The following is a 14,561-nucleotide window of genomic DNA, read 5'->3' on the forward strand; positions in this document are numbered from 1 at the left end:
AGCGTCATTCCGGAAGCCGTTGCCGCTGTCGGTCGGTGAAGAGTTTCAGGATAGCAGCCGCGGTTTCCTCGATCGACCGCCGCGTCACGTCGAGTTGCGCCCAGCCGAACTTGGCGCTGAGCCGCCGCGCATACGCCACTTCGTCGGCGACGGATTGGCGATCGATGTAATCGTCGTTGCCGGACTCGGCGCCCATGCTCAGAAGCCGGTTTTGCCGAACCTGGATCAAGCGCTCCGGCGTCGCGTGGAGGCTGACCACCAGTGGCTTCTTCAGCGTCTCCAGCTGATGCGGCGCCGGAATGCCCGGCACCAGCGGGACATTCGCGGTGCGGATGCCGCGGTTGGCAAGATAGATCGAGGTCGGCGTCTTCGAGGTGCGGGACACACCGACCAATACAATATCGGCGTCTTCGAGGCCTTCCACATGCTGGCCGTCGTCATGGATCATCGTGTAGTTCAGTGCGTCAATGCGCTTGAAATATTCCGCATTGAGCACGTGCTGGGCGCCGACGCGGCCCGTGGTGGCGGCACCGAGATAGGCCTCGAACATCTGCATCACCGGTCCGATGATCGACAGGCTCGGGATGTTGATGTCCTTGCATTTGGTCTCGAGCCGGCCAACCAGATCCTTTTCCAGCAGCGTGAACAGCACGATGCCCGGTGCCTCCTCGATCTCGTCGAGCACACGATCGAGCTGCTTCTGGCTGCGCACCAGCGGATAGACATGTTCGACCGCCGTGACGTTGGCGTATTGCGCGGCGACCGCGCGCGCCACCGTGATCAGCGTCTCGCCGGTCGAATCGGAGACCAGATGAAGGTGAAAATAATTGCCGGTCGTGGGCACCAAAACCCCTGTGTATTCTGTGAATCCCTGTGGACCTTAGCCCACCAAATCGGCCCTGGACCGCCCCGCCCGGGATAACCCGGCTTTTTCTACACAGGGCTCCCGAAAGGATAAGTCAGCGCGCGAAGCGGAACGATAGTGAGAATATGTGGATTTGTCTCTTCATAAGCTGCTGACAAAACGGCGCAAGCGCTTGATGCGAGGGGCGTTATTTTGATCGATCCAATCGTCTCGCGGAGATGGTGATAGATGTGAACAAGCCGGGACAACTGCGGGACGGTTTGTTGTGAGTCCAATTCACCGCTACTTAGACTCAAACCTAAGATTCTAAAATTATTAGTTTAGAGAAGCGGTGCGTTGAGGATATGACTCCGTCCCACGCTGGCAGCGCTTCTCTCGCAACGTTGCGGTGACGCCGTTCCAGCTGCGGGCAGGGCGAAGCGCGATGTACGAGTGGGTCAAGGCACTGCATGTGATTGCGGTCATTTCCTGGATGGCCGGCATGCTCTATCTGCCGCGACTGTTCGTTTATCATTGCGACGCTGAGGTCGGATCAAAGCAGTCCGAGACCTTCAAGCTGATGGAGCGCCGGCTGCTGAAGGCCATCATCAACCCGGCGATGGGCATCACCTGGCTGGCCGGGTTATATCTCGCCTGGAGCGGCCATTGGTACGTGTCCGGCTGGTTTCACGCTAAATTCGCGCTGGTGATCGTCCTGTCGGGCGTTCACGGCTTTTTTTCCCGTTGGGTGAAGGATTTTGCCGTCGACCGGAATACGCGAAGCCAGAAATTCTACCGCATTATCAACGAGGTACCGACTGTTCTGATGATCGGGATCGTGATCCTGGTCGTGGTGAAGCCGTTCTAGCCGGGCTTTCGCCGCGAGAGTCGCGTCGACGCTGCTTGCGAAGCGCCGGGCGATTTTCTATATTAGCCAAATCCCACCCCACGCAGGCGGATGTGGTTGTGCTCCGGTCTCCTTGTCGAGCCGGCCACCGCATCAGGTTTGAAGCCTCACCGGCGCTTTCCTCGCTTAGACCTGCGGACCTTCCGTTTTTCGTGTCCGCTTTTCCTAAAAGCCTAGCACCCCTCCTCTAGTTATTCTCCACAGGACCACCCCAATGCGGGAAATGAAACTCCAAGACCTCAAAGCAAAAACGCCGGCCGAGCTCGTCTCGTTCGCGGAAGAGAACGGGGTCGAAAATGCCAGCACCATGCGCAAGCAGGAGCTGATGTTCGCTATTCTCAAGCAGCTCGCGATCCAGGAAACCGACATTATCGGTGAGGGCGTCGTTGAGGTGCTCTCCGACGGTTTCGGCTTTTTGCGCTCGCCCGACGCCAATTACCTGCCGGGCCCGGACGACATCTACGTCTCGCCCTCGCAGATCCGCCGCTTCGGGCTTCGCACCGGCGACACCATCGAAGGCCATATCCGCAGTCCGAAGGAGGGCGAACGGTACTTTGCCCTTCTGAAGGTCAATACGCTCAACTTCGAAGATCCCGAGAAGTCAAAACACAAGGTCAATTTCGACAATCTGACGCCGCTGTTTCCGGACCAGCGCTTCCGCCTCGAACTCGAGGATCCGACGCGAAAAGACCTTTCTGCAAGGGTTATCGACATCGTCGCCCCGATCGGAAAAGGCCAGCGCGCCCTCATCGTGGCGCCGCCGCGCACCGGCAAAACGGTGCTGATGCAGAACATCGCACACTCGATCACCGCCAATCATCCGGAATGCTATCTGATCGTGCTTCTGATCGACGAACGTCCGGAAGAAGTCACGGACATGCAGCGCTCGGTGAAGGGCGAGGTGGTGTCATCGACCTTCGACGAGCCGGCGGTGCGTCACGTCCAGGTCGCCGAGATGGTGATCGAAAAGGCCAAGCGGCTGGTCGAACACGGTCGCGACGTGGTGATCCTGCTCGACTCGATCACGCGCCTGGGCCGCGCCTACAACACCGTGGTGCCGTCCTCCGGCAAGGTGTTGACCGGCGGTGTCGATGCCAACGCGCTGCAGCGGCCAAAGCGGTTCTTCGGCGCCGCGCGTAACATCGAGGAGGGCGGTTCGCTCACGATCATCGCGACCGCGCTGGTCGATACCGGCAGCCGAATGGACGAAGTCATCTTCGAAGAATTCAAGGGCACCGGTAACTCCGAACTGATCCTGGACCGCAAGGTCTCGGACAAGCGGACCTTCCCGGCGATCGACATCTCGCGCTCAGGTACCCGCAAGGAAGAGCTCATCACCGATCCGCAGCTGCTCAAGAAAATGTACGTGCTGCGCCGGATCCTCAATCCGATGGGCACCATGGATGCGATCGACTTCCTGCTCGACAAGCTCCGCAACACCAAGAACAACTCGGAATTCTTCGATTCGATGAACACCTGATCCGTCAGGCCGGGTTTAGGGAAGGGCGCCTCGTGCAGGCGGGGCGCCTTTTGCGTGGCCGTTATGCTGCAGCAATTGTTGCAGCAAGCTGCAGCATAGGTCAGGGGTTGGCCCAGGCGTCGAGATTTATCAAGTATCTGATATTGCTTTGATATTATAGCGGGCGAGCGGAAAAGACGGCTGATCCGTGGGATTTCGCAGCAAATTTTCTGCACAATTGCTGCAGCAGGCTCGCCCTCGGTAGGTCGTTCAACCCAGATCGGGTGTTGGCTCGTAAGCGCAAATTGCATTGCCTTTCCGAGTTCGCCTGCACAAGTAAGCGAATGTATCCGCGGGATCAGACCATTTTTGCGCTGTCGTCGGGCCGCGCGCCCAGCGCCATCGCCGTTGTGCGGGTGTCGGGTCCGGGAGCCGGCCCGGCGCTGACCGCCTTGGGCGGCAAGATCCCGCCGGCGCGGGCGGCGACCCGGATGCTGCTGCGGGACGCCAGCGGTCAGCCATTGGACGATTCCGTGGTGCTCTGGTTTCCCGGACCGGCCAGCGCCACCGGCGAGGACGTCGCCGAATTTCATGTTCACGGTGGCCGGGCGGTGCTGGCCGCGATATTTGCGGCGCTGGCTGCCCAGGAAAATATGCGGCCCGCCGAGCCTGGTGAATTCACCAGGCGGGCGTTCGAGAACGGCAAGCTCGATCTCACCGAGGCCGAGGGTCTCGACGATCTCATTCACGCCGACACCGATCGGCAACGCCGCCGGGCGCTGCGTCAATTGAAGGGCCTGCTCGGCGACAAGGCGCGCGATTGGCGCGCACGAATCATCGAGGCCTCCGCGCTGATCGAGGCCGGCATCGATTTTTCGGACGAAGGCGACGTGCCCGCGGAATTAATCGCGCCGGCGCTGGCAAAGATCAAAACGCTCCGAGACGAAATCGAAGAAGTCCTTGCGGCACAGGGCCAAAGCGAACGCCTGCGCGACGGCCTCGTGGTGGCGATCGCCGGCCCGCCGAATGTCGGCAAGTCGACTCTGATGAATCAACTGGCGCGGCGCGAGGTTGCGATCGTATCGCCGCATGCCGGCACCACGCGCGACGTCATTGAGGTGCAGCTCGATCTCGACGGCTATCCGGTGACGGTGATCGACACCGCCGGCATTCGCGAGACCGACGACCCCGTGGAGCAGGAGGGTGTGCGGCGTGCACGGGCCCGCGCAGCGGAAGCGGATTTGGTGCTGTGGCTCGCCGACGGCCCGGACGCGAGAATGGGTCACGACGGTAGCGCACCGGTCTGGCGGCTGCGCAACAAGATCGATCTTGATCCGACTGATCGGCCAATGGCCGACGGTCCGGGCGGCGCGACCTTTGCGATTTCGGCCAGGAGTGGTGAGGGACTTCCCGAATTGATCGCGGCCCTGGTCCAATTCGCGCAGGATTATTTCGGGGCCAGCGAGGGCGGGTTGATCAGCCGGACCCGGCAGCGGCAGTTGCTGCAACAAGCGGCGGCCGCGTTGCGGCGCAGTATTGATGTGGTCGGGGACGGGGAGGAGCTGGCAGCCGAAGAACTGCGTGTCGCCGCGCATCACCTTGGGCGCCTGCTGGGGCGTGTCGACGTCGAGGATATTCTTGACGTGATCTTCCGGGAATTCTGTGTAGGAAAGTAATATTTCTTTACTTTAGTTCTTGGTTCATATCTTCGGCAAATTGTTTCACGTGAAACGGTTTCCGATGGATCAGTGGAACCGCTGTTTCACGTGAAACAACCATTGTGGTCAAATTCTCCGCTTCCGAGATTTCCGACTCCGCGATAGAAGTCCGCCATGCTTTCGCGCCAAAATTCCTTCGACGTCATCGTCATCGGCGGCGGCCATGCCGGCTGCGAAGCTGCGAGCGCAGCTGCCCGGATGGGCGCGAAGACCGCGCTGGTCACCCACAGCTTTGCGACTGTCGGCGCCATGTCTTGCAATCCCGCCATCGGCGGCTTGGGCAAGGGCCATCTGGTTCGCGAGGTCGATGCCCTGGACGGTTTGATGGGCCGGGTTGCCGATGCCGGCGGCATTCAATTCCGGATGCTGAACCGCCGCAAAGGTCCGGCCGTCCGTGGACCGCGCGCCCAGGCGGACCGCAAGCTGTACGCCGCGGCGATGCAGGCGGCCATTACCGAGACCGTCAATCTCAGCGTGGTCGAGGGTGAGGCGGACGACCTGATTGTCCAAAACGGCCGCGTCACCGGGATTCGTCTCGGTGACGGCCGCGAACTCGCTTGCGGCGCCGTCGTCATCACCACCGGGACCTTCCTACGTGGGCTCATCCATTTGGGCGAAAAAAACTGGCCTGCGGGTCGGGTCGGCGAGGCGCCGGCGATGGGGCTTTCAGCTTCGTTCGAACGCGCCGGCTTTACGCTTGGCCGTCTCAAGACGGGTACGCCGCCGCGGCTCGATGGCACCACCATCGACTGGTCGGCGGTCGAAATGCAGCCCGGCGACGAACCGCCGGAGCCGTTCTCGGTCATGACTGATCGGATTACGACGCCACAGATCCAGTGCGGGATCACCCGGACGACGCCGGCGACCCACGACGTGATCCGGGCCAACGTGCACCGCTCGCCGATGTATTCCGGCCAGATCAAGAGCAGCGGTCCGCGCTATTGCCCCTCGATCGAAGACAAGATCGTCCGCTTCGGCGACCGCGACGGCCATCAGATCTTCCTGGAGCCGGAGGGCCTGGAAGACCCGACCGTCTATCCCAACGGCATTTCGACCTCGCTGCCGGAGGAGGTTCAGCTCGCCATCCTCGAGACCATTCCAGGTCTCGAGCGGGTCAAGATGGTCCGGCCCGGCTACGCCATCGAATACGATCATGTCGACCCCAGGGAGTTGGAGCCGACGTTGCAGGCCAAGCGGCTGCCGGGACTATTCCTGGCCGGGCAGATCAACGGCACCACGGGGTATGAAGAGGCGGCCGCACAAGGAATTGTTGCGGGTCTCAATGCGGCACTGTCCGCCAGCGACGCTGCGCCGGTCGTTTTCGACCGCGCTGACGGCTATCTCGGCGTGATGATCGACGATCTCGTAACCCGGGGCATCACCGAACCCTATCGCATGTTCACCTCGCGGGCGGAGTATCGTCTAACCCTGCGAGCCGACAATGCCGACCAGCGCCTGACCGATAAGGGGATCGCACTGGGCTGCGTAGGGCAGGCGCGGTCGCTGCGCCACGGGGCCAAGATGGCCGCGCTGGAGGCTGCGAAGTTGTTGGCGAAGTCTCTCACGATCACCCCGAATGAGGCCGGCAAACACGGCCTGGCGCTCAACCGGGACGGTCACCGCCGCTCGGCGTTTGAGCTCCTCGCCTATCCGGAGATCGAGTGGACCGCGCTGCAGGGAATCTGGCCGGAGTTGTCAGCCATCGACCCATCGATCGCCGTCCACCTCGAGATCGACGCCAAATACGACGTCTATCTCAAGCGCCAGACCGCCGATGTTGACGCCTTCCGGCGTGACGAAGGTCTGGTCCTCACCGATATCGATTATTCTGACGTGCCGGGTCTTTCCAATGAGGCCCGCTCCAAGCTTGAGGCGGCGCGGCCGCGCACGGTGGGGCAGGCGGGTCGGCTGGATGGTTTGACCCCGGCCGCGCTCGGTATCCTGGCGGCCTATCTGCGGCGCGAAGCCCGGCGGAAGACTTCGAAGGCGACGGCCTAAAACGTTTCACGTGAAACGGGGCGTCATTGCGAGCCAACGAGTCGCGCGAACGCGCTGCCGCAGATGTTGTCTTAATGGACACTCGTCATTCAGACTTAAGACAGTCTTTTTGGGAGGACTTGGGGGACACTCGGCTTGCCCGGCCTTGGCCGGAGCGGTGGCAGACCGAGGCCGAGTTCCAACAGCATCGCGAGAAGGTGGCAGACTGCCTCCAAGACGACTTCGGTCATCTAAACCCTCGCGAAGGGAGTTACCACGCCTGTAGATAGGTCAATGACCGAGGAGAGGAGCTCAGTCACTTTCAGGAGACGATCCCAACATCCCTGGTCGAGGAGAACCCTACTCATCTACCTGAACGGAAGCGTTCGTTTCTAGTTTGGACACCTCCCCGGATTTTCCAATCGAAGGATAGTCCAACCGCGATGCGAGCCATGGATTGCTTCGCTCCGCTCGCAGTGACAACTTTAGCGCCGACCGGCATCCTTGGCGAATCGGTCAGGTGCCCCAACAACCGCGATCGATGATGACCTCCGACAAAGCCGCCGCCCTCGCCCTCACCCCCGTTTCACGTGAAACAGAGGCCCGGCTGGATCGCTATGTCGAGCTGCTCCGGGAATGGCAGGCCAAGACCAACCTCGTCGCGCCGTCGACGCTTCCAAATCTCTGGACCCGCCACATCTCCGACTCGCTGCAACTTCTCAGCCTGGCCCCAACGGCAACGAGGTGGGTCGATCTCGGCAGCGGCGGCGGTTTTCCGGGGGTGGTGCTGGCTTGTGCTTTGGCGGAAACGCCGGGCGCCAATATCCAGTTGGTCGAACGCAACGCCAAGAAAGCCGCGTTCCTGCGCGAAGCCATTCGTGTGACATCGGCGGCCGGGACCGTGCATCTCGCTGACATCGGGGATATCGTGGATAGAATCACCGGTCCCGTCGATTGCGTCACTGCGCGGGCGCTGGCTCCGTTACATCAGCTCATCGGTTTCGCGGAACCGCTGGTCGGAAAGGGCGCAAAAGCGTTATTTCTCAAGGGCCAAGATGTAGAGGCTGAATTGACCGAAGCCACTAAATATTGGAATATTAGGCCGCAACTCCACTCCAGCCGCACGGGCGGACATGGCTGGATCGTCGAACTCGACCGCATCGAGCGACGCAACGCTTCCGCGATGGGCACCGGGCATGACCGTGATTGATCAAACATATCAAGAGGATAAGGCGCCTGCTCCGGCAGGCCATCCGCGCATATTGTCGCTCGCCAACCAGAAGGGCGGCGTCGGCAAAACTACTACCGCGATCAATCTTGGCACGGCACTCGCTGCGATTGGCGAGCGCGTGTTGATCGTCGACCTCGATCCCCAGGGCAACGCCTCCACCGGCCTCGGCATCGATCGCCGCAGCCGCAACTGCTCGACCTATGACGTGCTGATCGGCGAAGCCCCGCTGCGCGAGGCCGTGGTTGTGACCGCCGTCCCCCGTCTGCATATCGCGGCTTCCACCATGGATTTATCGGGTCTCGAGCTGGAGCTGGGATCGACGCCCGGCCGCGCCTTCCGGCTGCGCGACGCCATCGCCGCGCTGAATAACAACGCGGCGCCCGAATCCGATTACACCTATGTGCTGATCGACTGCCCGCCGTCGCTCAACCTTCTCACCGTCAATGCGATGGCCGCCTCCGACGCGATCCTGGTGCCGCTGCAATGCGAGTTCTTCGCGCTCGAAGGTCTGTCGCAATTGCTGCAGACAGTAGAGCAGGTGCGCTCGACGCTGAATCCCAATCTGTCGATCCACGGTATCGTGCTGACCATGTTCGACTCGCGCAACAATTTGTCGAACCAGGTCGTCGCCGACGTCCGGCAGTTCATGGGCGCCAAGGTCTACAACACCATGATCCCACGCAACGTGCGCATTTCAGAGGCGCCGTCCTACGGCAAGCCGGTCCTGGTTTACGATCTCAAATGCGTCGGCAGCGATGCGTATCTCAAGCTCGCCACCGAAGTGATCCAGCGCGAGCGCGAGCTCAGGACGCATTAGCATTGATTCGTAGGATGGGTAGAGCGCAGCGAAACCCATCGCGGCACGCGATCGAGATGATGGGTTTCGCTGCGCTCTACCCATCCTACAAGAAAAACAGTTTCTGATTTCCGGAGTATGTTGCGTGAATCCAAGGGAGCTGGCGATGGCCGACGAAGCGCGTTCGCGACTGGGCCGCGGTCTTGCAAGTCTGATCGGCGATGTCGGCGGCGAGGCCGCTCATGTCGAACGCCCGCGCAATCAGCGCAAGGTGCCGATCGAATTTTTAAAACCCAATCCGCGCAACCCGCGCCGGACCTTTGCCGATGCCGAACTCGGCGAGTTAGCTGCTTCGGTCAAACAGCATGGCGTGATCCAGCCGATCGTGGTGCGTCCGGTCAAGGGCGTAGCTGATCGCTACGAGATCATCGCCGGTGAACGGCGCTGGCGGGCCTCGCAGCTGGCCGGCCTGCATGAAGTGCCGATCGTGCCGGTCGACGTCAGCGACAGCGACGCGCTCGAGATCATGATCATCGAGAACGTGCAGCGCGAAGACCTCAACGCGATGGAAGAGGCGCAGGGCTATCACGCGCTCGCGGACGAATTCAAACACAGCCAGGAAGACATCGCCAAGATTGTCGGCAAGAGTCGCAGCCACGTCGCCAACATGATGCGACTGACCAAGCTGCCGTCAGAAGTGCAGGCCTATATCGCCAAGGGCGAATTGTCGGCCGGGCATGCGCGTGCACTGATTGGCGTGCCGGATCCACTCACGGCCGCAAAGCGCATCGTCGCCGAAGGCCTCAACGTCCGCCAGGCCGAAGCGCTGGCGCACGACGAAGGCGTGCCGGAGCGCAAGCCGCAGAAGGCCCGCAGCGGCGGCAAGACCAAGGACCCCGATACGCTCGCACTGGAGAAACGCGTTAGCGACGCGTTGGGTCTTGCCGTGACCGTCAACCACCGCGATCCCGGCGGCACCGTCCAGATCAGCTACCGCAACCTCGAACAGCTCGATGAAGTGATGCGGCGGCTGGCGAAGGGGGGGTGAACGTCGCGTTAAAATTTTTTGTCGTCCCTGCGAACGCAGGGACCCATAGCCACCAGCAGTCATTGGTTTGTACGCTGGTTGCTATCCTTCATGTCAAACAACGAAGGCCGCGGCGTATGGGTCCCTGCGTTCGCAGGGACGACGTGAGATTTATCCCCGCCGCTTCGCATTCACCGCGATCGACAGCAGCGCGCGTTGCCCGATCGCTGCGGCCAGCGTGGCCTGTTTGCGCATGTCGAGGGCGGCGGTTGCGAGCTGCTCGATAATCGTGGCAAGCCGCGGGGCACTGAAATTTCGCAACGCGACTTCAACCGCGCCCTTGCGCGAAAAATGCAGCCGCGGATAGCCGCTCTCCAGCAAGGTCGAAACCGGCGTGCCGTCGGCCACCGCGAGCGCCGATTTGTGCAGCCATGCGGCCTGGCGCTGCGCTGCCGAAATGATCACGCCGGGATAGGTGCCGGCGATCATCGCTTTGGCGAATTCGCTTTCGACCAGATCAGGTTTTCCCGCAAACGCGCCGTCGACGATCGGATCGAGCTTCAGCTCGGACGCGTCGGCGACAACCGCCATCACATCGTCGATCGAGACCTCGCCCTTGCCGTGGGCGTAGAGCGCCAGCTTGCGCAATTCGTTGCGCGAGGCCTGGCGGTCGCCGCCGAGCAGGGCGGTCAACACCGCGCGGGCGTCGGGCGCGATCCGCAGGCTGGAAGGCCGCAATTCGTCGTCGATCAGTTTGGCGAGATCGCGCTCGGTGTCGGGATAGCAGGCGATCGCGACCGCGGTCTTCGCGCGTTCGCAGGCCTTGCGCAGCGGCGATTCCGGCCGCAACTCGCCGGCCTCGATCACGATGCGGCAATCCTTCAACGGTATCTCCGCCAGCGTGTCGATACCGCCGGCAAAACTGCGCGAGCCGGCACGCACGCGGATGGCGCGGCGGCCGCCGAACAGCGGCACCGTCATCGCTTCATCGACCAGCCGCGACGGCTCGGCGGACAGTTCGTCGCCGTCCAGCCGCACCATCGAGAACGGATCGTTGGGATCGTCGACCGCGGACGCCAGCAACGCATCGGCGCGCTCACGCACCAGGCCGGCGTCGGGGCCGTACAGCAGGATGATGGGACGGCCGGAATCGGGCCGGGCGAGAAACGCGTCGATTTCTTTTCCGCGAAGCGCGACCATCGAAGTTTGTATCCATCCGAATTGCGTCATCCCTGCGTAACGGCTTACGCCGTTATCGCAGGAGGTGCGAGCCTCTTCGGCGAGCCTCGAAGGATGATTACGGGCGATGATGCGGCGATCCTTCGAGGCGCGCAAGTGCGCGCACCTCAGGATGACGTCGAGCGTATGGTGCGATCAGCTGCCGGCGACGAAGAACGACGCCAGCCGGGTCTGGATATTCTCCGCGATCTCGTTGGCGGAACGGTCCTCGGCGTCGCGGAAGGCGCGGGCGCGGGCGAAACGCTGCATCTGGCCCGGGATGTCGTAGGACACGCGGGAGAAGGTCGAGCCCGTCAGCACGGACTTGTTGGTAGCCAGATCAATCAGATTGTACTGCGCGTCGATGCCGTAATTCTCGCTCGACGGCAGCGCAGTGTTCGGATCGAGCATCAGCGACGAGCGGGTGGTGGAGAACCGCAGCACCAGCCGATGGGTCGGTGGCATGCCGGTCGCATTGCCATAAAGCTTGAACGCCAACGCGTTGCGGATTTCGACCTGGATGCGGGCCTCGCGGGAGGCGTTGTTCTTGTCGACCGGCGGGACTTCCACGCCCATCAGCTTTTCGCGCAGGGCGGGCGAGCCGTCGGCGCGTTCGGCATACATCGGCTGAAAACAGCCGGCCGTCAGCGCCGCCAGAGCGGCGACGGCCAGCAGCCGAGCGGCGATCCGGGTCCTAGCCAACGACATTCACGATCCTCATGGGCACAACGATCACCTTGCGGACGACCTTGCCGCCCAGCGCTAGTTTTACCGCATCAAGGGCCAAAACGGCAGCCTCAATTTCCGGATTTTGGGCGCCCCGTGGCACGGTTACATCACCCCGTTTTTTGCCGTTGACCTGAACCACCAGCGTCACCGTGTCTTCAACCAGCAAATCGCGTTCGATTTGGGGCCAATTGGCCTCCGAAATCAGCCCGGATTGTCCCAATACCGTCCAGCACTCCTCGGCCAAATGGGGCATCATGGGCGCGAACAGTTGAACGAGGATGATCGCAGCCTCGCGGACCGACCAGGCCAGATCCGGCGCCGGCTGTCCCTCGCGCCCGAGCACCTCGGCCAGCGCATTGGTGAATTCGCGGATATGGGCGAGGCAGACGTTGAAATGCAGCCGCTCGATGCCGTTCGACACCTTGTCCAGCGCGCCATGGGCCGCCTTGCGTAAGGCCAGCGCGTCGTCGCTGAACGAGGCCGGCCGGGCGGCCGGCGCCGCTTTGGCGATTTCAGCCGATTCGTTGACCAGCCGCCACAGCCGCTGCACGAAGCGAGAGGCGCCCTGCACGCGCTCGTCGCTCCAGATCACGTCGCGGTCGGGCGGCGAGTCCGACAGCATGAACCAGCGCGCGACGTCGGCGCCATAGGTCGCGATAATGTCGTCGGGGTCGACGGTGTTCTTCTTCGACTTCGACATCTTCTCGATCGCGCCGATCGCGATCTCTTCACCCGTCGTCAGCAGCAGGGCGCGCTTGCCATTACCGCCGGTCTCGACCTTCACTTCGGCGGGCGTGACGAAAGAGCCGTCGGCCTTCTGGTAGGTCTCATGCACCACCATGCCCTGCGTGAACATGCCGGCGAACGGCTCGTCCATGCCGATGTGGCCGGTCGCCTTCATCGCGCGGGTGAAGAAGCGGCTGTACAACAGATGCAGGATCGCGTGTTCGACGCCGCCGATATACTGGTCGATTGGCAGCATGCGATTGACCACGTCGGGTGTGGTCGGCGCTTTCTCGTTCCAGGGATCGGTGAAGCGCGCGAAGTACCAGGACGAGTCGACAAACGTGTCCATGGTGTCGGTTTCGCGCTGCGCCTTGCCGCCGCATTTCGGGCAGGTGACGTGCTTCCAGGTCGGATGGTGGTCGAGCGCATTGCCGGGCTTGTCGAACGTGACGTCCTCCGGCAGCACCACCGGCAGGTCGCTGTCGGGCACCGGCACCACGTCGCATTTCGGACAATGGATCACCGGGATCGGGCAGCCCCAATAGCGCTGGCGCGAAATGCCCCAGTCGCGCAGGCGGAAATTTACTTGCCGCTCGCCGACCGGCAGGTTGCCGCGCAGTTCACCTTCGAGCCGCTTTGCCACCTCTTCCTTGGCCTGCTCGATGGTCATCCCATCGAGGAAGCGGGAATTGATCATGCGGCCGTCACCGTCATAGGCGGTGTCGGTGATGACAAAGCTGTTCGGGTCCTGGCCCTCGGGGCACACGACGGGCGTGTTGCCGAGCGCGTATTTATTCACGAAGTCGAGGTCGCGCTGGTCGTGCGCGGGGCAGCCGAAGATGGCGCCGGTGCCGTATTCCATCAGCACGAAGTTGGCGACATAGACCGGCAGCTTCCAGTCCGGGTCGAACGGATGTAGCGCGCGGATGCCGGTATCAAAACCCTGCTTTTCGGCGGTGTCGATGATTTCCTGCGCGGTGCCGATGCGTTTGACCTCGGCGATGAACTCCGCGAGTTTCGGGTTCTTCGCCGCCGCCGCTGTCGCCAGCGGGTGGTCGGCCGCGATCGCCATGAACCTGGCGCCGAACAGCGTGTCAGGCCGCGTCGTGAAAATCTTCAGCTCGGACTCACCGGCCGGCGTCGAACCTTCAGGCAGGGTTGTGGGATCGAGCGCGAAGCGCACCAGCAGACCTTCGGAGCGGCCGATCCAGTTGCGCTGCATCAGCCGCACCTTGTCGGGCCAGCGGTCCAGCCCGTCCAAGGCGTCCAGCAGTTCCTGCGAGTACTTCGTGATCTTGAAGACCCACTGGTTCATTTCGCGCTGCTCGACCACGGCACCGGAGCGCCAGCCGCGGCCGTCGATCACCTGCTCGTTGGCGAGCACGGTCATGTCGACCGGATCCCAGTTGATCTTGCGCTTCTCGCGTTCGGCCAGACCCGCAGCCAGAAAATCCAGAAACAGCTTCTGCTGGTGCCTGTAATAGGAGGGATCGCAGGTCGCGAATTCGCGTGACCAGTCCAGTGACAGCCCGATCGACTGCAACTGCTTCCGCATCGCGGCGATGTTGTCGTAGGTCCATGCCTTGGGCGCGACCTTGCGCTCGATCGCGGCGTTCTCGGCCGGCAGCCCGAACGCATCCCAGCCCATCGGGTGCAGCACGTTGAAGCCCTTGGCGCGCATGAACCGTGCCAGCACGTCGCCCAGCGTGTAGTTGCGGACATGCCCGATATGGATGCGCCCGGACGGGTAGGGGAACATCTCGAGGACGTAATATTTCGGCCGGGAATCGTCGTTTTTGGAGGCGAAGATCGCCTTCTGGTCCCACTGGCGTTGCCAGCGCGGCTCGGAGTCACGGGCGTTGTAGCGTTCGGAGGTCATGGAATCGCGTGGTTCTTACGGGGTTTTTCGGCCGCTGAGGGACGGCGGAC

11 protein-coding genes are annotated in these 14,561 nt (G+C 62.4%); 7 read left to right on the forward strand and 4 right to left on the reverse strand.

Annotation, left to right across the window (positions count from 1 at the left end; translation table 11 throughout):
• Positions 1-4: 4 nt before the first annotated feature.
• Positions 5-844 (reverse strand): pyruvate, water dikinase regulatory protein, encoded by an 840-nt coding sequence (locus tag ACSQ84_RS24910; protein WP_436214361.1) that lies wholly within the window; start codon positions 842-844, stop codon positions 5-7.
• Positions 845-1,289: 445 nt separating this feature from the next.
• Between ACSQ84_RS24910 and hemJ the strand changes: the two genes are divergently transcribed.
• The 7 genes from hemJ to ACSQ84_RS24945 all read left to right on the forward strand — a co-directional run bounded on the left by hemJ (position 1,290) and on the right by ACSQ84_RS24945 (position 9,980).
• Complete coding sequence (gene hemJ, locus ACSQ84_RS24915; protein WP_436214362.1) at positions 1,290-1,712, forward strand: protoporphyrinogen oxidase HemJ; 423 nt, start codon at positions 1,290-1,292, stop codon at positions 1,710-1,712.
• A 253-nt stretch (positions 1,713-1,965) separates the two neighbouring features.
• The gene (gene rho / locus ACSQ84_RS24920) at positions 1,966-3,231 is read left to right on the forward strand and encodes a transcription termination factor Rho (protein ID WP_074821153.1); all 1,266 of its coding nucleotides are present in this window, start codon (positions 1,966-1,968) and stop codon (positions 3,229-3,231) included.
• Between the two features lie 323 nt (positions 3,232-3,554).
• Entirely contained in the window at positions 3,555-4,886 is a 1,332-nt protein-coding gene (mnmE, locus tag ACSQ84_RS24925; protein WP_436214363.1) for a tRNA uridine-5-carboxymethylaminomethyl(34) synthesis GTPase MnmE, read from the forward strand.
• A gap of 156 nt (positions 4,887-5,042) precedes the next feature.
• On the forward strand, positions 5,043-6,926 hold the full coding sequence (mnmG, locus tag ACSQ84_RS24930; RefSeq protein WP_436214364.1) for a tRNA uridine-5-carboxymethylaminomethyl(34) synthesis enzyme MnmG: 1,884 nt from the start codon (positions 5,043-5,045) through the stop codon (positions 6,924-6,926).
• A gap of 520 nt (positions 6,927-7,446) precedes the next feature.
• Positions 7,447-8,115 carry a 16S rRNA (guanine(527)-N(7))-methyltransferase RsmG gene (gene rsmG / locus ACSQ84_RS24935; protein ID WP_436214365.1) on the forward strand — a complete coding sequence of 223 codons (669 nt, stop codon included), beginning with the start codon at positions 7,447-7,449 and terminating at the stop codon, positions 8,113-8,115.
• A complete protein-coding gene (locus ACSQ84_RS24940; protein ID WP_436214366.1) occupies positions 8,102-8,953 on the forward strand; it encodes a ParA family protein in 852 nt (283 codons plus the stop codon). The genes rsmG and ACSQ84_RS24940 overlap by 14 nt, the downstream gene beginning before the upstream one ends.
• Before the next feature lie 145 nt (positions 8,954-9,098).
• On the forward strand, positions 9,099-9,980 hold the full coding sequence (locus tag ACSQ84_RS24945; RefSeq protein ID WP_436214367.1) for a ParB/RepB/Spo0J family partition protein: 882 nt from the start codon (positions 9,099-9,101) through the stop codon (positions 9,978-9,980).
• Between the two features lie 150 nt (positions 9,981-10,130).
• On the opposite strand, the gene holA is transcribed toward ACSQ84_RS24945, so the two are convergent.
• From holA to leuS, 3 genes are all read right to left on the reverse strand, one after another.
• Entirely contained in the window at positions 10,131-11,159 is a 1,029-nt protein-coding gene (holA, locus tag ACSQ84_RS24950; protein ID WP_436214368.1) for a DNA polymerase III subunit delta, read from the reverse strand.
• A gap of 174 nt (positions 11,160-11,333) precedes the next feature.
• A complete protein-coding gene (gene lptE, locus ACSQ84_RS24955) occupies positions 11,334-11,885 on the reverse strand; it encodes an LPS assembly lipoprotein LptE (RefSeq protein WP_436214369.1) in 552 nt (183 codons plus the stop codon).
• Positions 11,872-14,511 carry a leucine--tRNA ligase gene (leuS, locus tag ACSQ84_RS24960; RefSeq protein WP_436214370.1) on the reverse strand — a complete coding sequence of 880 codons (2,640 nt, stop codon included), beginning with the start codon at positions 14,509-14,511 and terminating at the stop codon, positions 11,872-11,874. Before leuS ends, lptE begins: the two co-directional genes overlap by 14 nt.
• Positions 14,512-14,561: the final 50 nt, after the last annotated feature.

Origin of the sequence: Bradyrhizobium sp. LjRoot220, assembly GCF_964252915.1 — a bacterium.
GTDB lineage: Bacteria > Pseudomonadota > Alphaproteobacteria > Rhizobiales > Xanthobacteraceae > Bradyrhizobium.

Excerpts from the sequence above, each read along its gene's own strand:
- hemJ (WP_436214362.1), top strand. The coding sequence starts at position 1,290 with ATGTACGAGTGGGTCAAGGCACTGCATGTGATTGCGGTCATTTCCTGG.
- rho (WP_074821153.1), top strand. The coding sequence starts at position 1,966 with ATGCGGGAAATGAAACTCCAAGACCTCAAAGCAAAAACGCCGGCCGAG.
- mnmE (WP_436214363.1), top strand. The coding sequence starts at position 3,555 with ATGTATCCGCGGGATCAGACCATTTTTGCGCTGTCGTCGGGCCGCGCG.
- mnmG (WP_436214364.1), top strand. The coding sequence starts at position 5,043 with ATGCTTTCGCGCCAAAATTCCTTCGACGTCATCGTCATCGGCGGCGGC.
- rsmG (WP_436214365.1), top strand. The coding sequence starts at position 7,447 with ATGATGACCTCCGACAAAGCCGCCGCCCTCGCCCTCACCCCCGTTTCA.
- ACSQ84_RS24940 (WP_436214366.1), top strand. The coding sequence starts at position 8,102 with ATGACCGTGATTGATCAAACATATCAAGAGGATAAGGCGCCTGCTCCG.
- ACSQ84_RS24945 (WP_436214367.1), top strand. The coding sequence starts at position 9,099 with ATGGCCGACGAAGCGCGTTCGCGACTGGGCCGCGGTCTTGCAAGTCTG.
- holA (WP_436214368.1), bottom strand. The coding sequence starts at position 11,159 with ATGGTCGCGCTTCGCGGAAAAGAAATCGACGCGTTTCTCGCCCGGCCC.
- lptE (WP_436214369.1), bottom strand. The coding sequence starts at position 11,885 with ATGTCGTTGGCTAGGACCCGGATCGCCGCTCGGCTGCTGGCCGTCGCC.
- leuS (WP_436214370.1), bottom strand. The coding sequence starts at position 14,511 with ATGACCTCCGAACGCTACAACGCCCGTGACTCCGAGCCGCGCTGGCAA.